A 22,219-nucleotide genomic window follows, 5' to 3' on the forward strand; every position below is an offset into this window, starting at 1 on the left:
CCGAAGCGCGGACGCCGGTTATCCGGCGCCGGGTTGCCGATTGCGGCAAGCCTGCAGCAACGTCTTCGCAGGCAAATCGGCGAACACGCCGGCCAGGTCAAGGCTCGCGGCAGGCGCCATTGGTGAAGGGCCCGGCAAACTTCTTCCAGCCCTCCCCCGGCGGCCACTGCGAGCACACCAGGCGCCCATCCACCTGGCTTTCCCAGCGCCACCACGGCGCGGTGCCAGCCTGGGCCTGGTACAGGCACGCTGCAGCAATCAGCGCGACAAGCAGTTTGTTCATGGAGCCCCCTGCAAAAACGACGAACCCCTTCATGACAAAGGGGTTCGCCCGCACACGCTCAGCCAGCGACCATCAGGTCATCTGGATGATGGTCTGCATGATGGTGCTTTCGGTGGAGATGGTCTTGGCGTTCGCCTGGTAATTGCTCTGCGCCTTGATCAGCTCGACCAGCTCCTGGGTCAGGTTGACGTTGGAAGCTTCCAGCGAGTTGGACTCGACGCTGCCCAGGGTACCGGTCTTCGGCGCATCGATACCCGGAATGCCGGACGTGTAGGTCTCGGTCCAGCGGGTACCACCGATCTGCTGCAGGCCCTGCTCGTTGGCGAAGCTGGCCAGCGCAACCTGACCGATGGCGCGGGACTGCTGGTTGCTGAAGCTGGCGAACAGCACGCCGGTGGAGTCGATGCTCAGGCTCGACAGGATACCGGTGGCATAACCATCCTGGGACTGCGACATGCGAGCGGTCTCGGTGTTGTAGGAGGTGGTGCTGTTCATCGACAGGCGCATGCCATCGGCATTGCCTGCGGCGCCGTTGGCGATCCAGTTACCCGCCGAGTCTTCCACCGCAGGCACCCAACCGGTCATGGTGAAGGTGTTGTTGGTCACGGTGAACGACGAGCCCGCCGGGTGGCCGGTGTTGTCGGCCGTCATGCTCTTGACCGAGCCATCGCTGTTGAAGCTGATGGTGCCGGTCAGCGGCGTGGTGGAGGATGGGTCGAACGGGTTGCGCCCATCCACCAGGGTGTACATGGTCCACTCATTGGTGCCGGTCTTGCGGTAGAACTGCTCCATGGTGTGCTCGTTGCCCTGGCTGTCGTACACCTTGGTCGGGAAGGACTTGGTGTAGGTCTTCTGGTCAGCCGGGTCGAACGGCAGGTTCGGCACCATCGCGCCAGTACCATCGTCGACTTCCAGGGGGATATCGGCGGCCGAAGAGTTCAGGTTGATGCCCTGGTCGATCAGCGACGTGGCCTTTGGCTGCAGCGCCGAGGTATCGATCTGCAGGTCGCTCAGCACGCCCTTCTGGATCTTGCCATTCGAGTCTGCGGCATACCCCTGCAGGCGCAGGCCATCCGAGGTCACCACGAAGTTGTCCTTGCTGGCCTGGAACGCACCGGCACGGGTGTAGACGCGCGAGCCGTTGTCGGACAGCACGAAGAAGCCCTGGCCCTGGATGCCCATGTCCAGCACGTTGCCGGTGTTGTTGACGTCACCCTGGGTGAACTGCTGGGACACGGCCGCCAGACGCACGCCGTTACCCACCTGGTTCTTGCCCACGCCGAGGCGGTTGGCGCCGGCGTAGACATCGGCGAACTCGGCACGCGACGACTTGAAGCCGGTGGTGTTGACGTTGGCGATGTTGTTGCCGGTGACATCCAGTTGCTTGTTTGCTGCGTACAGACCGCTAAGGCCGATATTGAAAGACATGAATTCGCTCCTTTTGCCGCACTAATGGGCCTTAGATACCGATGGTTTGCACGTCGGAGAGGGATACTTTGCCAACGCCAGCGAGGTTCAACACCATTTCACCGCCGGAGCTGAAGCTGACGCTGGTCACCTTGGCAGGCAACAGCGTGTTCATCTGCACCGCCTTGCCATCCACCGTGGTGCTGGCGGTGAAGGTGTAGGTACCCGGGTCGACCTTCTCGCCGCTATTGTTGGTACCGTCCCAGATGAAATCGGCGTAACCGGCTTTCTGCTCGCCCAGCTCGATGGTCTTGACGGTGTTGCCGTCCTTGTCCTTGATGGTGATCTTCGCTTCGCCGATGGCTTGCGGCACCACGAACTGCGCGTTGAAGCTTTCGCTGGTATCGACGATAGCCTTGTCGTTCTGCACCACCACCGAGCGACCGACCAGCGACGACGCCTGCAGCGCCTGGGACGAGGCCATGGCACTGGTAATGGCACTGACCGATTCGTTCAGCGAGGTGATGCCTTCGAGGCTGCTGAACTGCGCCAACTGGGCAACGAATTCACCGTTGTCCTGCGGGTCCAGCGGGTTCTGGTGCTGCATCTGGGTCACCAGCAACTGCAGGAAGGCATCCTTGCCGAGCGAGTCGGTGCCGGTCTTGGATGCGGTGTCCACGGTCTTCTTGGTGTTGGTACCCACACCCGACGCCGCAAGCACTTCGTTGAGATTCACGCCGGTAGTATCGATTGCCATGGTCTGGTTTCCTTATCACTGACCCAGGGTCAGGACTTTCTGCATCATGCTCTTGGCCGTGTTCATCAGCTCGGCATTGGTCTGGAACGCACGGCTGGCGGAAATCATGTCAGCCATTTCCTCGACCACGTTGACGTTCGGGTAGTAGACATAGCCGTCCTTGTTCGCCGCCGGGTGGTTCGGCTCGTAGCGGGCCTCCAGGTTGCTCTGGTCCTCGACGATGCCTTTTACCTGCACGCCCTGCCCGGCTTCGCCCTGGTCCTCGAACAGCGACTGGCTGCTGCCGGCCTGCGCATCCTGGAAGGTCGTGGCGAACACCGGGTGGCGGGCGCGGTAGGTCTGGTCGATGCTCGAAGACACGGTCTCGGCGTTGGCGATGTTCGAGGCAACGGTGTTCAGGCGCGTGTTCTGCGCGCTCATGCCGCTACCGGCAATGTTGAAGACACTGGAAAGGGACATGGTCATTCTCCCCGCAGGGCCGATACCAGCCCTTTGAATTTACTGTTGAGCAAGGTGAAGCTGGCCTGAAAGCCGACGGCGTTTTCGGTGTAGTTCGACTGCTCGATCTGCGCGTCCACGGTGTTCTGGTCGATCGAAGGCTGCAGCGGCGTGCGGTACTTCAGGGTATCGTCGGCCATCGCCAGGCCGTCGGCCTCGATGTGGCGGCTGTTGGTGCGCTCGAGGCTGAAACGGCCGCTCTGCTGCTTGTCGCTTTCGGCAGCGAGCACCGAGGCGAAGTCCATGTCACGCGCCTTGTAGTTGGGCGTGTCGGCGTTGGCAATGTTGTTGGCCAGCACCTCGGCGCGCTGAGCGCGAAAGCCCAGGGCCTTTTCGTGGATGCCAAGCGCCTTGTCGAAACTGATGCTCATGTCGGGGAAACCTTCGAAGGTTGACCGGAATATCGTTGGCCAAGGTATAGCAAGGGCTGTGCCAACCCAGACAAACCCCGGAATTACGGGCTTGCCCGGCACAGTGCTGTCAGGGTGATGCCAGAAAAGCGGCAAAGACCTTCCGCCTGATGCGGCGAAAGCGGCAATTGCCGGGTGGCAAAAGCGGCAAAACAAAAAATTGACGTCAGCTTTTCCTGCTTCGGCCTGTTCGCGGGCATGCCCGCAAAACGCCGACACGACAAACAAAAAGGCCGGCAACTTTGGTTGCCGGCCTTTGTGCTTACTTGGCCTGGTAGATGATCCCCGGGCTACATTGGACCATCTGGTAATGGTCCGGCAGCCCGTTCAGCGCCTCGGAGGCACCGAGGAACAGGTAGCCACCCGGCTTCAGGGTACTGTGAATGCGCAGCAGGATGTCCTTCTTGACCTGCGCCGAGAAGTAGATCAGCACGTTGCGGCAGAACACCACGTCGAACTTGCCCAGGCTGGCATAGCTGTCGAGCAGGTTGAACGAGCGGAACTCGACACGGCTGCGAATTGCCGGCTTGACCGCCCAGCGCCCCGGCCCCTTGGGGTCGAAGTAGCGCTGCAGGCGCTCCTGGGACAGGCCGCGGGCAATCGCCAGGCTGTCGTACTCGCCGGTCTTGCAGTTGGTCAGCATGCTGCCGGACAGGTCAGTGGCGACGATCTGCGCGCCCATCTTCAACTGGCCAAGGTTGCCACGCTCGAACTCGTCGATGGCCATCGAGATGGAATACGGCTCCTGCCCCGACGAACAGGCCGCCGACCACATGCGCAGGCGCTGCCCAGGGTTGTTGCGGATGAACTCCGGAATCACCTTGTTCTTCAGCACTTCGAACGGGTAGGTATCGCGAAACCACAGGGTCTCGTTGGTGGTCATGGCATCGACCACCTGCTCGCGCAAGCCACCTCGCGGCTGGGCCTGGATGCGCTGTACCAGCTCGCCCAGGCTCTTGATGCCCTGTTGTTCCATCAGCTTGTTGAGACGGCTGGAAACCAGGTACTGCTTATTCTCCCCCAGCAGGATGCCACAGGCTTTCTCCAGGAAGACCCGGAACTGTTCGAAATCCAAATTACCCGTAGACACTTCTGCCGCCTCTTTTCAATCACTGGTGCCGGGAGGTTGCTCCCGGCGCTTTCAATGCGCTGCCTTGATCCGGTCGACCACCCGCTGGGCCAGGTCGTCCGGCTTGAACTTGGCCAGGAAGTCATCGGCCCCGACCTTCTTGACCATTGCCTGGTTGAACACCCCGGAAAGCGAAGTATGCAGGCAGATATGCAATTTTTGCATGCGCGGATCGCTGCGAATCTCTGCGGTCAGCGTGTAGCCGTCCATTTCCGGCATTTCAATGTCCGAGATCATCATCAGGAACTCTTCTTCCGGCTTCTTGCCTTCGTCCACCAGCTGACGCAGATAGTTCAAGGCCTGGCGACCGTCATTGAGCGCCACCACCTCGACCCCCACGGTCTGCAGGCAACGGCTGACCTGCTTGCGCGCCACCGATGAATCGTCGACGGTGAGCACCCGCAACAGCACGGCCTTGTCCTGCACCTCGGCATCGACCACCCCGGCCGACACCGACTCGGACGACGGTGCCACTTCGGCCAGCACCTTTTCCACGTCGATGATCTCGACCATGCGGTTGTCCACCCGGGTGACGGCGGTCAGGTAGTGATCGCGGCCGGTGCCCTTGGGTGGCGGATGGATTTCTTCCCAGTTCATGTTGACGATGCGTTCCACCGAGTGCACCAGGAAGCCCTGGGTCTTGGTGTTGTACTCGGTAATGATCACGAAGCTGTTGCGCGTGTCTTCCTGCAGCGGCCGCAGCCCGGTGGCCATCGACAGGTCGAGGATCGGGATGGTCGCCCCGCGAATGTTGGCAACGCCGCGCACCACCGGGTGCGCCTTGGGCAGCAGGGTCAGCGCCGGGCATTGCAGCACTTCCCTGACCTTGAACACGTTGATGCCGTAAAGCTGCTCGCCATTGAGGCGGAACAGCAGCAGTTCCAGGCGGTTCTGCCCTACCAGCTGGGTGCGCTGGTTGACCGAATCCATAACACCTGCCATGCCAGACTCCTCTACATTTAAGCCTTTTGTTGCCACTCAGATAGCGAGTCGGCACGGGCTTTGCTTTTTTGAGCGTCATGTACACGAAAACGACATTTTCCCGACGATTGACGCGCCTGCTGACTGGCTCGCTGGCCATGCTCTGCCTGCTGGTGCCCGGCGTTCGCACGCTGGCGGACGCGTTTACCTTGCCTGAACAGCTTATCGGTGTCACCCAAGGGTTTCTTGAATTCAGCGTCGAAGATTACCTGGCCACCACCCAGACTGCCGGCCGCTACGAAATCCAGGTCAACCCGCTGGACCCGCGCCTGCGCATGCCGCTGTGCAGCCAGCAGCTGGACGCCTCGCTGGAAAGCCCGGCGCAACCGCTGGGCCGCGTTACGGTGAAGGTGCGTTGCGACAGTGCAGCGCCGTGGACCGTGTTCGTACCGGCCACCGTGCGGCTGTTCCGCGAGGTGGTGGTGATGACCCGCCCGCTCAAGCGCGACAACGTGGTAGGCGAAGGCGACGTGGCCCTGCGTGAACGCGATGTCGGCACGCTGGGGCAAGGCTTCCTGACCGAACTGGACCAGGCGGTCGGCATGAAGATGCTGCGCCCGACGGTGATCGACCAAGTGCTCACCCCACAACACCTGGAACAGGCCGAGGTGGTGCGCAAGGGCGACCACGTGGTGATCATCGCGCGCAGCGGCAGCCTGAGCGTACGCATGCCCGGCGAAGCGCTGAGCAAGGGCGGCCTGAGCGAACAGATCCGGGTGCGCAACCTCAATTCCAAACGGGTAGTCAAGGCCAGGGTCACCGGCCCAGGCCAGGTCGAGGTCAGTATGTAGCCAGCCGACATTGCGCTGGCGGTGAGGAACCGCTGCTCCTAAACTGTGTCAGAAAACGGGTTCGCAAGCTTGCCGACAGGCGGCTACGCATTTGTGCCTAAAGTTTCTTTCGGGTTGGCCGAAAACAAGGCAAGCGTCCAAATACCCAGGGGTTTCTGATCATGGTCATCGACTTCAGTCGTGTAAATAATTCTCCGTCCGTCACGGGCGGCGTGCGCGGCACCAGCGCATCCGGCAGCGCCGACAAAGCGGCAGCCAGCCAGGAAGCCACTACCAGCGCCAGCGGAGAAGCGGTACACCTCAGCCAGGAGGCACAGCAGTTGCAGAAGATCAGCGACAAGCTGCGCGACGAGCCGGTGGTCAACAGTGCCCGTGTGGCCCAGTTGAAGCAGGCGATCGCCGACGGCAGCTACCAGGTCGATGCCGGCCGGGTCGCCAGTAAACTGCTCGATTTCGAAGCCCAGCGCTGACCGTTCGGCGCGCTGACTTCACGGACGCTAGAAAAGCCAAGAGTTAGCCATGCACGACACCACCTTGCTGCAACTGATCGAAGATGACATCGCCCCGATGCAGGAACTGCTCGACCTCTTGCAGAAGGAGGCCGTGGCACTGCATGGGCGCGACATGGCGTTGCTGGAGACCATCCTCGCCCGCAAGCAGTCCTTGATCGTGTTGCTGGAGCAGCAAGGCACGCGGCGCAACAACCTGCTCACCAGCCTGGGCCTGAGCGCCAACCGCGCCGGGGTGGAAGCGCTGGCAGCGCAATCGCCGAACGGTGCACTGCTGCTGCAGCAACTCGACGTGATCAGCCAGTTGATGCAAGCCTGCCAGCAGCTCAACGAGACCAATGGGCGGATCATCCAGGTGCAGCAGAACGCCACCAACAACCAGATCCGCATCCTCATGGGCGGCGACTCTCCGTCGCTCTACGACAGCCGCGGCAGTACCTCGCCGCTGGTCAAGCCACGGGCGCTCAGCCAGGTTTGATTTTTTCTATCAAGGCACGGAACATACTGGCAAAATGCCGTTAATTGCGTGTGTCGCTTTTGCCTGGAGAACGATAAAGCCGTGTTCAATGAATCCGATGCCCCGCAGCCGCCAAAGGTGCTGAACACCCCTTTGGAGATTGCGGCCAACTTGCGGCAGTTGCAGGAAAGCCATGACCCCCTGATCATCACCTTCCACGACCGTAGCCAGCGTTTCCAGAGCTACGTGGTGCACGTGGACCGTGACAGCAACACCCTGGCGCTGGACGAGATGATTCCCCGCGACGGCGAGAAGTACATCGAGAACGGCGAACACTTCCGCGTCGAAGGTTTTCACGATGGCGTGCGCATTGCCTGGGAGTGCACCCACGCCCTGCGGATCAGCGAAGTCGATGGCCACCGCTGCTACCGCGGCGCCATGCCCCTGGAAATGACCTACCACCAGCGCCGCAACGCATTCCGCGCCGCGCTGAAGCTGTCGCAGTTGGTCGACATCATCCTCGATGGTACCCACCTCAAGGGCAATGGCGCGCTGCGCGGCAAGCTGCTGGATATCTCTGCCACCGGCTGCAAGCTGCGCTTCGACGGCAATGTCGAGGAGCGCCTGCAACTGGGCCAGGTGTACGAGCGTTTCAAGGCGGGCAACCCGCTGGGCCTGGTGGATACCATGGTCGAACTGCGCCACCTGCATTATGAAGAGCGGATCAATACCACGTTCGCCGGCATCCGCTTCCATAACCTCAGCGGGCAGGCCCAGCGCAAGATCGAGAGCTTCGTGTACCAGTTGCAACGCGAGGCGCGGCGGTTCGACAAGGACGACTATTGATCGTCGGCTGCAAGACAACAACGCCACCTTTCGAGGTGGCGTTTTCATTTGTGTTCTTACAGTGCCGGCCTCTTCGCGGGCGCGCCCGCTCCCACCGGGACGGCGCAGCCCTCAGGCTTGATGCGGTCCTTGTGGGAGCGGGCATGCCCGCGAAGAGGCCGGCACTGGCTTACACCGACTTGCTGACCTCTTGCGGCTCAGCCGCCGGTTGCCCGGTCCCCTTCTCTTCCGCCTCGGTGTCCTCCGCGGCCACCGGTGCCTGCATCACGTCCTGCACGGTCTGCTCATCCACCCGTGGGTCGAGTGCCGCCGACAACGGCGAACCGGCCGCCGGCATCGCCACGTGGCCCAACGGCGCATCCTGTACCTGGTGCAACCCGGTGACCGCTTTCGGCCGGATGCGCCATACCAGCACCAGCGCGAAGAACACGAAGAAGGCATACAGCATCTGCGCCCCCAGCAGCTTCATCAGCACCCCCGCCGCCAGCGGCCCGATGCACGCCCCCACGCCATAGGTCACCAGCAGCATCGCGGTCAACGACACCCGCCGCTCGCTCTCCACATGGTCGTTGGAAAACGCCACCGCCAGCGGGTACAGGCAGAACTGCAGCAACGAGATCAGGAAGCCCACGCCAAACAGCAATTCCAGCGGCACGCTGGGCAGTACCGCCAGCGGTGCCGAAGCCAGCGCCAGGCCTACCGCCACGCTACGGATCAGCACCGCCCGGTCGTAGCGGTCGGACAACCAGCCCAGCGGCCACTGCACCAGCAGGCCGGCGAAAATGCAGCTACCCATGAACAGGCCGATCTGCTCGGTGCTCAGCCCCTGGCTGGAGGCATACAACGGCGCCAGGCCATAGAACGAGCCGACGATCAGGCCCGAGCCCAGCACCGTGCTGAGCGACTGCGGCACCCGCTTGAGGAAGAACTTCGGCTCCATCGGCGCCGGGCGCAAGGGCGCCGGGTGGATCCGCCGGGTCATCGCCACCGGTACCAGGCACAGGGCAAAGCACATGGCCACCAGCATCAGCAATTCGGGGCCCAGTTGCGGGTGCACCACCAGGATCAGCTGGCCGAGCACCAGGCCCAGGTAAGAGGCGATCATGTAGCCGCTGAACACTGCGCCGCGATGCTTCACATCGGCCTGCTCGTTGAGCCAGCTTTCGATGACCATGTACTGGCACATCATGCCCAGGCCGACGATCATCCGCAGCCCGACCCAGGCCGGCAACCAATTGGTCAGGCCGTGGCCGAGCACTGCCGCGCCGACGATACCGGCGCAGGTGGCATAGGCACGGATGTGCCCGACCCGGCCAATCAGGCGGTGGCCGACCTTGCCGCCGACCGCCAGGCCAAAGTAGTTGGCCGCCATCAACGCACCTACCCACAGGCTGTCGACGTGGTCAGCCGCCAGGCGCAGGGCCAGGTAGGTACTGAGCAGGCCCGAGCCGATCAACATCATCAGCGCGGCGAAATACAACGACTGAAACGGCTTCCATATATTTCGCATACGTACCGTAAAGCTCCCTGGTCAGGTGACGATTGGGTGCAAGAAGCATAAGGGCAAAAACTGCCTGGCGCAGGCCCCGATAGCGATTTTGCCGCTACGGGGCGTGTCCAGTGTCGGTTGTGTCGCGATCAGGCCTGTGCCGCCAGCACTCGGCGCTCCCAGGGCGTGATCTCATCGAGGAAATCGGTCAGCTCGAGGGTCTTGCTGGCAATGTAGCCTTCGATGAACTCGCTGCCGAACAGTTCCCGTGCCAACGCGCTGCGCTTGAGCCGCTCCAGCGCGGCATGCAAGGTGCACGGCAGGGCCAGGTGCTCCGGCACGGCGAACTCGCCCTGGATCGCTGGCGACGGCTGCAGGCACTGCTGGATGCCGTGCAGCCCGGCGGCCAGGCTTGCGGCAATGGCCAGGTACGGGTTGGCGTCGGCGCCGGGCAGGCGGTTTTCCACCCGCCGCGCCAGCGGCGCACTGGCCGGGATGCGCAGGCCTGCAGCGCGGTTGTCTTCGGACCAGCAGGCATTGTTCGGTGAGGCATAGGGGTGGCACAGGCGCTGGTACGAATTGACGTTGGGTGCAAACAGCGCAGTGAAGTCGGCCAGGCAGGCCTGCTGGCCGCCGATGAAGTGGTAGAAGGTTGCGCTGGGCTGGCCTTGCTCATCGCTGAACACGTTACGCCCGCTGGCCACTTCCACCAGGCTCTGGTGAATATGCATGGAACTGCCCGGCGTGCGCGCCAGCGGCTTGGCCATGCACACCACGGTCAGGCCGTGCTTGAGCGCCACCTCCTTGAGCAGGTGCTTGAACAGCATGGTCTGGTCGGCCAGCAGCAGCGGGTCGCCGTGCAGCAGGTTGATCTCGAACTGGCTGACGCCCATTTCATGCATGAAGGTGTCACGCGGCAGGCCCAGCGCGACCATGCACTGGTCTACCTCCTTGAAGAATGGGCGCAGGCCGTTGTTGGAACTGACACTGAATGCCGAATGGCCGAGTTCGCGGCGGCCATCGCTGCCGACCGGCGGCTGGAACGGCTGCTGCGGATCGGGGTTGGGCGCGAAGACGAAGAATTCGAGCTCGGTCGCCACTACCGGTGCCAGGCCCAGCGCTGCGTAGCGGGCGAGCACTGCCTTGAGCTGGCCGCGGGTGGACAATGGCGAAGGCCGACCGTCCAGTTCGTTGGCATCGCATATGGCCAGGGCGCGGCCATCGTCGCTCCACGGCAGGCGGTGGACCTGGCTGGGGTCGGCTACCAGCACCAGGTCGCCATCGTCACTGCCATAGTACCTGGCCGGCGGGTAGCCCCCCATGATGCATTGCAACAGTACCCCCCGGGCCATCTGCAGGCGACGGCCTTCGAGAAAGCCCTCGGCGGTCATCACCTTGCCGCGCGGAACGCCATTGAGGTCGGGGGTGACGCATTCGATCTGCTCGATGCCTTGAAGGCGTTCGGCAGCCGAGTGGTGGGCGGTGGTACTCATGACGTTTGTCCTTGTTGTAACAGGCTGGCACCAACATAGGCTGTGGGTGTTTAAAATATCAAGCACATTGCTTGTCCCCCCCGGCGGACCGCCACCGCACATGCAGTTGCCCAGCCAGGGCTGGCGGAAACAACCAGGCCTTCAGCAAGCGCTTCCAGACGCTTTCCCAGCGATCGCTAGCTTAGGGTGACAGCTCATTCCTTCGAGCTGGAGCTCTCATGATTCACGCCAATTTCACTGCCGAACTGCATTGCCGCCATGGCCAGGTCGTTATCGCGGACACTTCGTTTTCCACGCACCCGTTCACCAGTGCCGACGAGGACGGTTGGTTGAGCACCGAGGCTGCGCGTACCCGTGATGGACGAAACGAGTTCAAACCGGTGCGTTTCCATTTTGCGTTCATCAAGCATGACGCAAATCGTACGCTCTACTACATCAACAGCGCCGAACACTGGGATTACACAGGCGCGCGACTCGAACGCAACAGCGATGGATGGCTGGGGCTCTATGGAACCCATGTGCTCGGAAGGGTCATAGACAGCGTGAACCCGGTGAACCTATTCAGTGCCACGCAATACTGGAAGATAGAAACGCTGTCGCCTTGGGATGGCGAGCTGCAGAGCGCCGAAAGCACTGCTTTTTACCTGCGCGACCAATACGGACATCGGGTAGCGCACACCCGGCCACCGGCTGATAACGTCGCCCTCAACCGGGGCCATTTCCTCAACGCCAGCGAGCTGCCGGGCGAGGTGCTGGAGTTCCGGCTGCGCAACATTCAGCTGGGCTGACACGCGCACCGGCCCTGAACCTGATGGTTGCTGGCGGCATCGCACTCGCTTGCCGCTCAGCAAACATCAACGCCCCCTTGCTACTCGCGTAGCGTCAGACCATTGGCGGGCAATGGCAGAGCTGTCTTGTAGCGAACCTGTTTCAAGGCGAAGCTGGAGCGGATGTTCGCCACCCCCGGCAACCGCGTCAGGTAATCGAGAAACCGCTCCAGCGCCTGGATGCTCGGCAACAGCACCCGCAGCAGGTAATCGGGGTCGCCGGTCATCAGGTAGCACTCCATCACCTCGGGCCGTTCGGCAATTTCTTCCTCGAAGCGGTGCAGCGCCTGCTCTACCTGCTTTTCCAGGCTCACATGGATGAACACGTTGACGTCCAGCCCCAGCACCTCGGGCGACAGCAAGGTCACCTGCTGGCGTATCACCCCCAGTTCTTCCATGGCCCGCACCCGGTTGAAACAGGGCGTCGGCGACAGGTTCACCGAGCGCGCCAGTTCGGCGTTGGTGATGCGGGCATTTTCCTGCAGGCTGTTGAGAATGCCGATATCGGTACGATCGAGTTTGCGCATGAGACAAAATCACCGGTTTTTTGTGTTTATGCGGAATGTTTATCTGCCCCGCTCGGCAAAGGCAATCAACTTGAGAGAAAAATTCTCCTGCCGGCCCACTAAGATGTAGGGGACGCTGACTTACCAGTCACAAGCCGGTACTCAGCGGCGGCCGCTTCAAAGCTCACAAAAACAAATACCCGAGCGAGCGTAAAAAGCATGAACGAGTACGCCCCCCTGCGTTTGCATGTGCCCGAGCCTACCGGCCGGCCAGGCTGCCAGACCGATTTTTCCTACCTGCGCCTGAACGATGCAGGCCAAGTCCGTAAACCGCCTGTCGATGTCGACGCTGCCGACACTGCCGATCTTTCCTACAGCCTGATCCGCGTGCTCGATGAGCAAGGCAACGCGCAAGGCCCATGGGCTGAAGACATCGACCCGCAAGTCCTTCGCCAAGGCATGCGCGCCATGCTCAAGACGCGGATCTTCGACAGCCGCATGGTGGTTGCCCAGCGCCAGAAGAAAATGTCCTTCTACATGCAGAGCCTGGGTGAAGAAGCCATCGGCAGCGCCCAGGCCCTGGCGCTGAACCGCAGCGACATGTGCTTCCCGACCTACCGCCAGCAGAGCATCCTGATGGCCCGCGACGTATCGCTGGTCGACATGATCTGCCAACTGCTGTCCAACGAGCGCGACCCGCTCAAGGGCCGCCAGCTGCCGATCATGTACTCGGTGCGCGATGCCGGCTTCTTCACCATCAGCGGCAACCTGGCGACCCAGTTCGTGCAGGCGGTCGGCTGGGCCATGGCCTCGGCCATCAAGGGTGACACCAAGATCGCCTCGGCATGGATCGGCGACGGTGCCACCGCCGAGTCGGACTTCCACACCGCACTCACCTTCGCCCACGTGTACCGCGCCCCGGTGATCCTCAACGTGGTCAACAACCAGTGGGCGATTTCCACCTTCCAGGCCATCGCCGGTGGCGAGTCGACCACCTTCGCCGGCCGTGGCGTGGGTTGCGGTATCGCCTCGCTGCGGGTAGACGGCAACGACTTCGTCGCCGTGTACGCCGCCTCGCGCTGGGCCGCCGAGCGCGCCCGCCGTGGCCTCGGCCCGAGCCTGATCGAGTGGGTCACCTACCGTGCCGGCCCGCACTCGACCTCGGACGACCCGTCCAAGTACCGCCCTGCCGACGACTGGAGCCACTTCCCGCTGGGTGACCCTATCGCTCGCCTGAAGCAGCACCTGATCAAGATCGGCCACTGGTCCGAGGAAGAACACCAGGCCACTACTGCCGAACTCGAAACCGCGGTCATCGCCGCGCAGAAGGAAGCCGAGCAGTACGGCACCCTGGCCAACGGGCACATCCCCAGTGCCGCCTCGATGTTCGAGGACGTGTACAAGGAAATGCCCGATCACCTGCGCCGTCAGCGCCAGGAACTGGGGGTTTGAGATGAACGACCATAACAACAGCATCAAACCGGAAACCGCCATGGCCACCACTACCATGACCATGATCCAGGCCCTGCGCTCGGCCATGGATGTCATGCTCGAGCGCGACGACAATGTGGTGATCTACGGCCAGGACGTCGGTTACTTCGGCGGGGTGTTCCGCTGCACCGAAGGCCTGCAGAACAAGTACGGCAAGTCCCGCGTGTTCGACGCGCCGATCTCCGAAAGCGGCATCGTCGGCACCGCCGTGGGCATGGGTGCCTACGGTCTGCGCCCGGTGGTGGAAATCCAGTTCGCCGACTATTTCTACCCGGCCTCCGACCAGATCGTCTCGGAAATGGCGCGCCTGCGTTACCGTTCGGCCGGCGAGTTCATCGCCCCGCTGACCCTGCGCATGCCCTGCGGTGGCGGTATCTATGGTGGCCAGACCCACAGCCAGAGCCCTGAAGCGATGTTCACCCAGGTGTGCGGCCTGCGCACCGTGATGCCGTCCAACCCCTATGACGCCAAAGGCCTGCTGATCGCCTCGATCGAATGCGACGACCCGGTGATCTTCCTCGAGCCCAAGCGCCTGTACAACGGCCCGTTCGACGGCCACCACGACCGCCCTGTCACCCCCTGGTCGAAGCACCCGCAAAGCGCCGTGCCCGATGGCTACTACACCGTACCGCTGGACAAGGCCGCCATTACCCGCCCCGGCAACGACGTGACCGTGCTGACCTACGGCACCACGGTGTACGTGGCCCAGGTGGCCGCCGAAGAAACCGGCGTCGATGCCGAAGTGATCGACCTGCGCAGCCTGTGGCCGCTGGACCTCGACACCATCGTCGAGTCGGTGAAGAAGACCGGCCGCTGCGTGGTGGTGCACGAGGCCACCCGCACCTGCGGCTTCGGCGCCGAACTGGTGTCGCTGGTGCAGGAACACTGCTTCCACCACCTGGAGGCGCCGATCGAGCGCGTCACCGGCTGGGACACCCCCTACCCTCACGCGCAGGAATGGGCTTACTTCCCAGGGCCATCGCGGGTAGGTGCGGCATTGAAAAAGGTCATGGAGGTCTGAATGGGCACGCACGTCATCAAGATGCCGGACATTGGCGAAGGCATCGCGCAGGTCGAGTTGGTGGAATGGTTCGTCAAAGTCGGTGACATGATCGCCGAGGACCAGGTCGTGGCCGACGTCATGACCGACAAGGCCACCGTGGAAATCCCCTCGCCGGTCAGCGGCAAGGTGCTGGCCCTGGGCGGCCAGCCGGGCGAAGTGATGGCGGTCGGCAGCGAGCTGATCCGCATCGAGGTGGAAGGCAGCGGCAACCATGTGGATGTGCCGCAGGCGAAACCGCTCGAGGCACCCGCCGCCCCAGTGGTCAGCAAACCGGAACCCCAGCAGCAAGCAGCACCAGCAGCGTACCAGGCGCCCGCCCACCACGAGGCAGCCCCGATCGTGCCGCGCCAGCCAGGCGACAAGCCGCTGGCTTCGCCAGCAGTGCGCAAGCGCGCCCTGGATGCCGGTATCGAACTGCGTTACGTGCATGGCAGCGGCCCGGCCGGGCGCATCCTGCACGAAGACCTCGACGCCTTCATGAGCAAGCCGCAGAGCGCTGCCGGACAAGCGCCGAATGGCTATGCCAAGCGCACCGACAGCGAGCAGGTGGCGGTGATCGGCCTGCGCCGCAAGATCGCCCAGCGCATGCAGGACGCCAAGCGCCGCGTCGCGCACTTCAGCTATGTGGAAGAGATCGACGTCACTGCCCTGGAAGCCCTGCGCCAGCAACTCAACAGCAAGCACGGCGACAGCCGTGGCAAGCTGACCCTGCTGCCGTTCCTGGTTCGTGCGCTGGTCGTGGCGCTGCGCGACTTCCCACAGATCAACGCCACTTATGACGACGAAGCCCAGGTCATCACCCGCCATGGCGCGGTGCATGTGGGCATTGCCACCCAGGGCGACAATGGCCTGATGGTACCGGTGCTGCGCCATGCCGAAGCAGGCAGCCTGTGGGCCAATGCCAGCGAAATTTCGCGCCTGGCCAACGCTGCGCGCAACAACAAGGCCAGCCGCGAGGAACTGTCGGGCTCGACCATCACCCTGACCAGCCTGGGCGCCCTCGGCGGTATCGTCAGCACGCCGGTGGTCAACACCCCGGAAGTGGCGATCGTCGGCGTCAACCGCATGGTCGAGCGACCGGTGGTGATCGACGGCCAGATCGTCGTGCGCAAGATGATGAACCTGTCCAGCTCGTTCGACCACCGCGTGGTCGATGGCATGGACGCCGCGCTGTTCATCCAGGCCGTGCGCGGCCTGCTCGAACAACCCGCCTGCCTGTTCGTGGAGTGAGCATGCAACAGACTATCCAGACTACCCTGTTGATCATCGGCGGCGGCCCTGGCGGCTACGTGGCGGCCATCCGCGCCGGGCAACTGGGCATCCCCACCGTGCTGGTGGAAGGCCAGGCGCTGGGCGGTACCTGCCTGAACATCGGCTGCATCCCGTCCAAGGCGTTGATCCATGTGGCCGAACAGTTCCACCAGACTTCACGCTTTACCGAACCATCGCCGCTAGGCATCAGCGTTGCCTCGCCGCGCCTGGACATCGGCCAGAGCGTGGCCTGGAAGGACGGCATCGTCGACCGCCTGACCACCGGCGTGGCCGCCTTGCTGAAAAAGCATGGGGTCAAGGTGATTCATGGCTGGGCAAAGGTCCTCGACGGCAAGCAGGTCGAGGTCGATGGCCAACGTATCCAGTGCGAGCACCTGTTGCTGGCCACCGGCTCCAGCAGTGTCGAACTGCCGATGCTGCCGCTGGGCGGGCCGATCATTTCCTCGACCGAAGCCCTGGCGCCGAAAACCCTGCCGCAGCACCTGGTGGTGGTGGGCGGTGGCTATATCGGCCTGGAACTGGGCATTGCCTACCGCAAACTGGGCGTGCGGGTCAGCGTGGTGGAAGCGCGCGAGCGCATCCTGCCGACCTACGACAGTGAGTTGACGGCGCCGGTTGCTGAGTCGCTGAAGAAGCTGGGCATCGCCCTGCACCTGGGCCATAGCGTCGAAGGCTACGAAGGCGGCTGCCTGCTGGCCCGGGATGGCCAGGGCGGGCAGCTGCGCCTGGAAGCCGACCAGGTGCTGGTGGCCGTCGGCCGCCGACCGCGCACGCAAGGCTTCAACCTGGAATGCCTGGACCTGAAGATGAACGGCGCAGCCATCGCCATCGACGAACGCTGCCAGACCAGCATGCGCAACGTATGGGCCATCGGCGACGTGGCTGGCGAGCCGATGCTGGCGCACCGGGCCATGGCCCAGGGCGAGATGGTCGCCGAGATCATCGCCGGCAAGGCCCGCCGCTTCGAGCCCAGCGCGATTGCCGCGGTGTGCTTCACCGACCCGGAAGTGGTGGTGGTCGGCAAGACCCCGGAACAGGCCAGCCAGCAAGGGTTGGACTGCATCGTCGCGCAGTTCCCGTTCGCCGCCAACGGCCGGGCCATGAGCCTGGAATCGAAGAGCGGTTTCGTGCGGGTGGTCGCGCGCCGTGACAACCACCTGATCCTCGGTTGGCAGGCCGTTGGCGTGGCGGTATCCGAGCTGTCGACGGCGTTTGCCCAGTCGCTGGAGATGGGCGCCTGCCTGGAAGATGTGGCCGGTACCATCCATGCCCACCCGACGCTGGGGGAAGCGGTACAGGAAGCGGCATTGCGCGCCCTGGGCCACGCCCTGCACATCTGACACTGAAGCGGCCGAGGCCGACTTGGCCCGCTGCGCCCCGAGGCGCCGCGGGTCTTTTTTCGTGCCAGAACCGGCCCTGTCGCCGGCACGCTGGCGACAGGGCCGGTTCTGGCAAAGCCGGTTACTCGGCTATGGCATCCTTGCCGGCATCCTTGGCCCGGTACAGCGCCTGGTCGGCACGCGCCAGCAGGGCATGCTGATCTTCTCCCAACTGCCACTGCACCACGCCATAGCTGATGGTCAGCCGGCAATCGCCCACCGGCTCCACCTGGGCCACCACATGGCGTAACCGTGCGGCCAGCTCCAGGCCCTGCGCCAATGCAGTCTGTGGCAGCACGATGACGAACTCGTCGCCACCCCAGCGTGCCAGCAGGTCGCGCTCACGCAGGCAGCTGCGCAGGCTGTCGGCCACCCGCACCAGCGCGGCATCCCCCTGGGCATGACCGTGGCGGTCATTGATTGGCTTGAAATCGTCCAGGTCCATGGCTATCAGGGCCAATGGCTGGCGAAAACGCTGCGCCCGCTCGCATTCCAGTCGCAGGGTCTTCTCCAGCCGGTAGCGGTTGGCAACGCGGGTCAACGCATCGCGCTCTGCCAGCTCGCGGTTCTCCTCCAGTTGGCGCTGCAACTGCTGGTTCACCCAGGACAGCTCACGGGTACGCTCGGCCACCTGGCATTCCAGCGACAGGTTCCTTTGCTCCAGCTGCGCCACCAGGCGCTTGCCGGCATCGATATTGCGGTGGGCGCCGAGCATGCGCGCCACCGAGCCGTCTTCGTTACGGGCAATGATGTAGCCGCTGTCTTCGATCCACAGGTAGCTGCCATCGTGGCAGCGGCAGCGGTACTCAACCAGGTAACGCTCGTTGCGCTGGTTGATGTACGCCTCGAAATGCGCCATTACCCGTGAATAATCCTCCGGGTGAATCACGCTTTCCCAGGTGAGTACCGAATTGGACAGGGAATGGCTGGGGTAGCCGAGCATGGCGTACCAGCCCGGGTTGCGATAGACGTAGCCGGTGTTGGCATCCCAGTCCCAGATACCGTCGCTGACCAGATCGAACAAGGTGTGCAACTGTTGCTCACTGAAGCCGGCAGGTACCGGCCCGGTTTGCTGACTCATCGAAGCTCTCCCTGATGCCCAGCAACTGCGCTCCGACCAAGGGGCTGCCGACCACGTGGTAATTGCCGCAAGCGGCAAGGTCATTTCTGTGACGAGCAGCATAGGCCCTGCGTGCTGCCATCGGAATAGCACTCAGGTTGGATTTTTTATCGAGTTGACGACTGACATGGCTGCTATGACGCAAGCCGATAGCCAACGCCGCAATACAGCTTCAGAGGGGAAGGAGAAATGGCGTCCCAGGCAGGAATTGAACCTGCAACCTTCCCCTTAGGAGGGGGATGCTCTATCCAATTGAGCTACTGAGACGCTGGCACCGGCAGCGAGCGCTGCACAGCGGGACGGCCAGCATGTTAACCAGCATGCTGGCGTTTGTCATGCCTCAAGCAGGCTTTTTCGCGTAATCCTTTTCTGCCCATGCTACACCTGCGGCAGCACACCTTCATCACGCAACAGCGCGAACAACGCTTCTACCGTTGACGCCAGGGCGGTGGAGTTGTCCAGCACGTGCAGCGATGGATCGGTCACCGCCTGCAAGCGGGCATTACGAGCCAGGCGCTGCTCGATTTCCTCAGCGCTTTCCCGGCCGCGAGCCAGCAAGCGCTGGCGCAACACCTCGGGCCGGACCTGAACCAGCACCGCCAGAAGGCCCGGATAGCGCTGGCGTGCCTCGGCCAGATATGCGCGCGAACCGTTCACCAGCACCGCCCTGCCCTGCGCCAGCCAGTCGTCCACCTGCCGAGGTATGCCGTAATCCAGGCCATTGGCTCGCCAGTGCATGGCAAACCCGCCCTGCGCACGCAACGCCTCGAACTGCTCGGCCGTGACCCCGTGGGCAGCTTCGCCCTTGGCTTCGGCCGAACGGGTAATGACCCGGCGGGCGACTTCCACCCCGGCAGCAGCCAGTCGCTCACGTGAAGCGTCGATCAGGGAATCTTTCCCGGAACCCGACGGTCCTATCAGGTATATCAGCCGGCCGGTCCCTGATCGGCGGTCGCTTGCGTCATGTTGCATAGCCACTATGCTCTATGAAAGGAAACCGGCGCATTCTAGGGCTTTTCTCCGGCTTTTGCTGCGTTTTACCAGTTTTTGACGGCAAAAGACTGACAGTTTGAATAGCCTGTGCATGTAAAACTTTTCAAACCAGTGCTCATTTCTGATAATTGGTACTGGCATAAAGCCTTTATCCAGATCAGTATTTGTCACAGAATTGACGCCAAGGAAACGGCGACCATGAGGCAAGATGAGCATCCATTTTTCACTGGCGGTTGAACATTTTGTCGTCGCCACGGTCGTACTTCCACCCCGTGCGGCCAATTTGAGAACCGCTTCCCCTGAACCAAAATCCGGTCAATTTATATGCGCCCAATGAAACAGGCTATTTATTCGAGCCGCACCGCTGACAAGTTCGTCGTCCGCCTGCCAGACGGGATGCGTGAGCGCATTGCCGAGGTAGCGCGCAACCATCACCGCAGCATGAACTCCGAGATCATCGCACGCCTGGAACAGAGCCTTATCCAGGAAGGTGCGCTGGGTGACGAGTTGAGCATGCGCATGGACAGCCCAGAGCTGTCCCTGCATGAGCGCGAGCTGCTGCAACGCTTCCGCCAGCTGTCCCACCGCCAGCAGAACGCGCTGGTCGCCCTCATCGCTCATGATGTGGAAATGGCCGCTGACGCCTCCTGAGGCGCTCGGCGAACATGAAAAAAAGCCAGCGTAAGCTGGCTTTTTTGTGGGCGCATGATCCTGCAAGAGATGCGGTCTTTGTAGGAGCGGCCTTGTGTCGCGATGGGCCGCAAAGCGGCCCCAAAAATCCATGCAGCGCCGCTGAAGTCCTGGGGCCGCTTTGCATCGCGACACAAGGCCGCTCCTACAGGATCGCGTAGGCCGCAAAGAGCGGGTTACAGCAGGAACAGCGTGGCCAGGCCGAGGAAGATAAAGAAGCCACCACTGTCGGTAACCGCAGTGATCATCACACTGGAGCCCATTGCCGGGTCGCGGCCCAGGCGCGTCAAGGTCATCGGAATCAACACCCCCATCAAGGCTGCCAGCAACAGATTCAAGGTCATTGCCGCGGTCATCACCAGGCCCAGCGACCAGCTACCATACAGCCAGAACGCCACCACCCCGATCACCCCACCCCAGATCAGGCCGTTGAGCAGCGATACCGCCAGCTCCTTGCGCATCAGGCGGCTGGTGTTGCCGGGCGACACCTGGTCCAGCGCCATGGCGCGCACGATCATGGTGATGGTCTGATTGCCGGAGTTGCCACCGATACCCGCCACGATCGGCATCAGGGCGGCCAGCGCCACCAGTTTCTCGATCGACCCTTCGAACAGGCCGATCACCCGCGAAGCGACAAAGGCGGTAATCAGGTTGATCGCCAGCCAGGCCCAGCGGTTGCGCAGCGAACGCCAGACCGAGGCGAAGATGTCCTCCTCCTCGCGCAGACCGGCCATGTTCAGCACTTCGCTTTCGCTTTCTTCACGAATCAGGTCGACCATTTCGTCGATGGTCAGACGGCCGATCAGGCGCTCGTTCTTGTCCACTACCGGCGCAGACACCAGGTCATAACGCTCGAAGGCTTGTGCCGCATCGTAGGCATCTTCCTCGGGGTGGAAGGACACCGGGTCGGTCGCCATGACCTCCGCCACCTTCTTCTCCGGGTCGTTGACCAGCAGGCGCTTGATCGGCAACACGCCCTTGAGGATGCCGTCATAGTCGACCACGAACAGCTTGTCGGTGTGGTTCGGCAACTCTTTCAGGCGGCGCAGGTAGCGCAACACCACTTCCAGGCTGACGTCTTCGCGGATGGTGACCATCTCGAAGTCCATCAACGCACCGACCTGCTCCTCGTCGTAGCTCAATGCCGAACGCACGCGCTCGCGCTGCTGGGCATCGAGGGTTTCCATCAACTCGTGGATAACGTCACGCGGCAGCTCTGGCGCCAGGTCGGCCAGCTCGTCGGCGTCCATTTCCTTGGCGGCGGCGAGCAGCTCGTGATCGTCCATGTCGGCGATCAGCGATTGCCGCACGGCGTCGGAAACTTCCAGGAGGATGTCGCCATCGCGATCCGAGCGCACCAGCTGCCAGACCGTCAGGCGGTCTTCCAGGGGCAAGGCTTCGAGGATGTAGGCGATGTCGGCGGGGTGCAGGTCATCGAGCTTGCGCTGCAGCTCGACAAGGTTCTGACGGTGAACGAGGTTTTCCACCAGGTCGTGGTGGGCACCTTCCTGACGGTGCGTCAGGTCTTCGACCACGCGCTGGCGTTGCAGCAGTTCGACCACCTGGGCCAGGCGGTCCTGCAGGCTTTCCTGCGCTTTTTTTACTTCTACTTCAGTCATAGGCGAACTCCACTCCCAGCAGCGGAGCACGCCGGGAGAATCAATCGGTCAGATCTTTCTGTACGAATCTTGTTAGCGAGTAACTACTGGGTAAGTCCATGGTGGTTTTCCACAAGCCCCGGCGGGGCTGACGGGCGCAATCATACACTGCTAAAGCTGTCAGATCGCTGAAAATTTTGGCCAGAACAATCGTTTGCGTGATAAAGCTG

23 protein-coding genes and 1 tRNA gene are annotated in these 22,219 nt (G+C 62.7%); 10 read left to right on the forward strand and 14 right to left on the reverse strand.

The window, feature by feature from the left end:
• Window positions 1-97: 97 nt before the first annotated feature.
• The 7 genes from HU763_RS17175 to HU763_RS17205 form a co-directional block, all read right to left on the reverse strand.
• Window positions 98-283 carry a hypothetical protein gene (locus HU763_RS17175; RefSeq protein ID WP_170031162.1) on the reverse strand — a complete coding sequence of 62 codons (186 nt, stop codon included), beginning with the start codon at window positions 281-283 and terminating at the stop codon, window positions 98-100.
• A 72-nt stretch (window positions 284-355) separates the two neighbouring features.
• Entirely contained in the window at window positions 356-1,711 is a 1,356-nt protein-coding gene (gene flgE / locus HU763_RS17180) for a flagellar hook protein FlgE (protein ID WP_170031164.1), read from the reverse strand.
• A 31-nt stretch (window positions 1,712-1,742) separates the two neighbouring features.
• Window positions 1,743-2,447 carry a flagellar hook assembly protein FlgD gene (flgD, locus tag HU763_RS17185; RefSeq protein WP_170031166.1) on the reverse strand — a complete coding sequence of 235 codons (705 nt, stop codon included), beginning with the start codon at window positions 2,445-2,447 and terminating at the stop codon, window positions 1,743-1,745.
• Window positions 2,448-2,462: 15 nt separating this feature from the next.
• Entirely contained in the window at window positions 2,463-2,906 is a 444-nt protein-coding gene (gene flgC, locus HU763_RS17190; RefSeq protein WP_085623112.1) for a flagellar basal body rod protein FlgC, read from the reverse strand.
• Window positions 2,907-2,908: 2 nt separating this feature from the next.
• Window positions 2,909-3,316 (reverse strand): flagellar basal body rod protein FlgB, encoded by a 408-nt coding sequence (flgB, locus tag HU763_RS17195; protein WP_170031168.1) that lies wholly within the window; start codon window positions 3,314-3,316, stop codon window positions 2,909-2,911.
• Window positions 3,317-3,617: 301 nt separating this feature from the next.
• Window positions 3,618-4,445, reverse strand: a complete 828-nt coding sequence (cheR, locus tag HU763_RS17200) for a protein-glutamate O-methyltransferase CheR (RefSeq protein WP_170031170.1) — start codon at window positions 4,443-4,445, stop codon at window positions 3,618-3,620.
• 51 nt (window positions 4,446-4,496) lie between these two features.
• Complete coding sequence (locus HU763_RS17205; protein WP_170031172.1) at window positions 4,497-5,426, reverse strand: chemotaxis protein CheV; 930 nt, start codon at window positions 5,424-5,426, stop codon at window positions 4,497-4,499.
• A 77-nt stretch (window positions 5,427-5,503) separates the two neighbouring features.
• Here HU763_RS17205 and flgA point away from each other — a divergent pair, with 77 nt between their 5' ends.
• From flgA to HU763_RS17225, 4 genes are all read left to right on the forward strand, one after another.
• Window positions 5,504-6,256 carry a flagellar basal body P-ring formation chaperone FlgA gene (flgA, locus tag HU763_RS17210; RefSeq protein WP_186688704.1) on the forward strand — a complete coding sequence of 251 codons (753 nt, stop codon included), beginning with the start codon at window positions 5,504-5,506 and terminating at the stop codon, window positions 6,254-6,256.
• Between the two features lie 161 nt (window positions 6,257-6,417).
• Window positions 6,418-6,726: a flagellar biosynthesis anti-sigma factor FlgM gene (gene flgM, locus HU763_RS17215; RefSeq protein ID WP_170031176.1), complete on the forward strand. Its 309-nt coding sequence runs from the start codon at window positions 6,418-6,420 to the stop codon at window positions 6,724-6,726.
• 49 nt (window positions 6,727-6,775) lie between these two features.
• Window positions 6,776-7,243, forward strand: coding sequence for a flagella synthesis protein FlgN (locus tag HU763_RS17220; RefSeq protein ID WP_186688702.1), 468 nt, complete (start codon window positions 6,776-6,778; stop codon window positions 7,241-7,243).
• Between the two features lie 81 nt (window positions 7,244-7,324).
• Window positions 7,325-8,068, forward strand: coding sequence for a flagellar brake protein (locus tag HU763_RS17225; protein ID WP_186688700.1), 744 nt, complete (start codon window positions 7,325-7,327; stop codon window positions 8,066-8,068).
• A 169-nt stretch (window positions 8,069-8,237) separates the two neighbouring features.
• Here HU763_RS17225 and HU763_RS17230 read toward each other — a convergent pair whose 3' ends face one another.
• Window positions 8,238-9,578, reverse strand: coding sequence for an MFS transporter (locus tag HU763_RS17230; RefSeq protein ID WP_186688678.1), 1,341 nt, complete (start codon window positions 9,576-9,578; stop codon window positions 8,238-8,240).
• A 128-nt stretch (window positions 9,579-9,706) separates the two neighbouring features.
• Window positions 9,707-10,948: a glutamine synthetase family protein gene (locus HU763_RS17235; RefSeq protein WP_186688857.1), complete on the reverse strand. Its 1,242-nt coding sequence runs from the start codon at window positions 10,946-10,948 to the stop codon at window positions 9,707-9,709.
• Between the two features lie 320 nt (window positions 10,949-11,268).
• Here HU763_RS17235 and HU763_RS17240 point away from each other — a divergent pair, with 320 nt between their 5' ends.
• Window positions 11,269-11,838, forward strand: coding sequence for a hypothetical protein (locus HU763_RS17240; RefSeq protein ID WP_186688675.1), 570 nt, complete (start codon window positions 11,269-11,271; stop codon window positions 11,836-11,838).
• An 80-nt stretch (window positions 11,839-11,918) separates the two neighbouring features.
• Here HU763_RS17240 and bkdR read toward each other — a convergent pair whose 3' ends face one another.
• Window positions 11,919-12,404 (reverse strand): Bkd operon transcriptional regulator BkdR, encoded by a 486-nt coding sequence (gene bkdR / locus HU763_RS17245; RefSeq protein WP_186688672.1) that lies wholly within the window; start codon window positions 12,402-12,404, stop codon window positions 11,919-11,921.
• A 198-nt stretch (window positions 12,405-12,602) separates the two neighbouring features.
• On the opposite strand from bkdR, the gene HU763_RS17250 reads away from it, so the two are divergent.
• Genes HU763_RS17250 through lpdA form a run of 4 tightly spaced genes read left to right on the forward strand, consistent with a single transcriptional unit; the run spans window position 12,603 to window position 17,549 of the window.
• Window positions 12,603-13,835, forward strand: a complete 1,233-nt coding sequence (locus tag HU763_RS17250) for a 3-methyl-2-oxobutanoate dehydrogenase (2-methylpropanoyl-transferring) subunit alpha (protein ID WP_186688669.1) — start codon at window positions 12,603-12,605, stop codon at window positions 13,833-13,835.
• Window position 13,836: 1 nt separating this feature from the next.
• Entirely contained in the window at window positions 13,837-14,895 is a 1,059-nt protein-coding gene (locus HU763_RS17255; protein ID WP_186679606.1) for an alpha-ketoacid dehydrogenase subunit beta, read from the forward strand.
• Window positions 14,896-16,167 (forward strand): dihydrolipoamide acetyltransferase family protein, encoded by a 1,272-nt coding sequence (locus HU763_RS17260; RefSeq protein WP_186688654.1) that lies wholly within the window; start codon window positions 14,896-14,898, stop codon window positions 16,165-16,167.
• Between the two features lie 2 nt (window positions 16,168-16,169).
• The gene (gene lpdA / locus HU763_RS17265; RefSeq protein WP_186688651.1) at window positions 16,170-17,549 is read left to right on the forward strand and encodes a dihydrolipoyl dehydrogenase; all 1,380 of its coding nucleotides are present in this window, start codon (window positions 16,170-16,172) and stop codon (window positions 17,547-17,549) included.
• A 121-nt stretch (window positions 17,550-17,670) separates the two neighbouring features.
• Here lpdA and HU763_RS17270 read toward each other — a convergent pair whose 3' ends face one another.
• The 3 genes from HU763_RS17270 to phnN all read right to left on the reverse strand — a co-directional run bounded on the left by HU763_RS17270 (window position 17,671) and on the right by phnN (window position 19,680).
• A complete protein-coding gene (locus tag HU763_RS17270; RefSeq protein WP_186688643.1) occupies window positions 17,671-18,669 on the reverse strand; it encodes a sensor domain-containing diguanylate cyclase in 999 nt (332 codons plus the stop codon).
• Window positions 18,670-18,898: 229 nt separating this feature from the next.
• A tRNA-Arg gene (locus HU763_RS17275) sits at window positions 18,899-18,975 on the reverse strand.
• Between the two features lie 111 nt (window positions 18,976-19,086).
• Window positions 19,087-19,680 (reverse strand): phosphonate metabolism protein/1,5-bisphosphokinase (PRPP-forming) PhnN, encoded by a 594-nt coding sequence (gene phnN / locus HU763_RS17280; RefSeq protein ID WP_186688640.1) that lies wholly within the window; start codon window positions 19,678-19,680, stop codon window positions 19,087-19,089.
• 345 nt (window positions 19,681-20,025) lie between these two features.
• Here phnN and HU763_RS17285 point away from each other — a divergent pair, with 345 nt between their 5' ends.
• On the forward strand, window positions 20,026-20,352 hold the full coding sequence (locus HU763_RS17285; RefSeq protein ID WP_060480503.1) for an Arc family DNA-binding protein: 327 nt from the start codon (window positions 20,026-20,028) through the stop codon (window positions 20,350-20,352).
• Window positions 20,353-20,567: 215 nt separating this feature from the next.
• Here HU763_RS17285 and mgtE read toward each other — a convergent pair whose 3' ends face one another.
• Window positions 20,568-22,010 carry a magnesium transporter gene (gene mgtE / locus HU763_RS17290; protein ID WP_170031207.1) on the reverse strand — a complete coding sequence of 481 codons (1,443 nt, stop codon included), beginning with the start codon at window positions 22,008-22,010 and terminating at the stop codon, window positions 20,568-20,570.
• Window positions 22,011-22,219 lie beyond the last annotated feature (209 nt).

The organism is Pseudomonas anuradhapurensis, from assembly GCF_014269225.2.
Lineage (GTDB): Bacteria > Pseudomonadota > Gammaproteobacteria > Pseudomonadales > Pseudomonadaceae > Aquipseudomonas > Aquipseudomonas anuradhapurensis.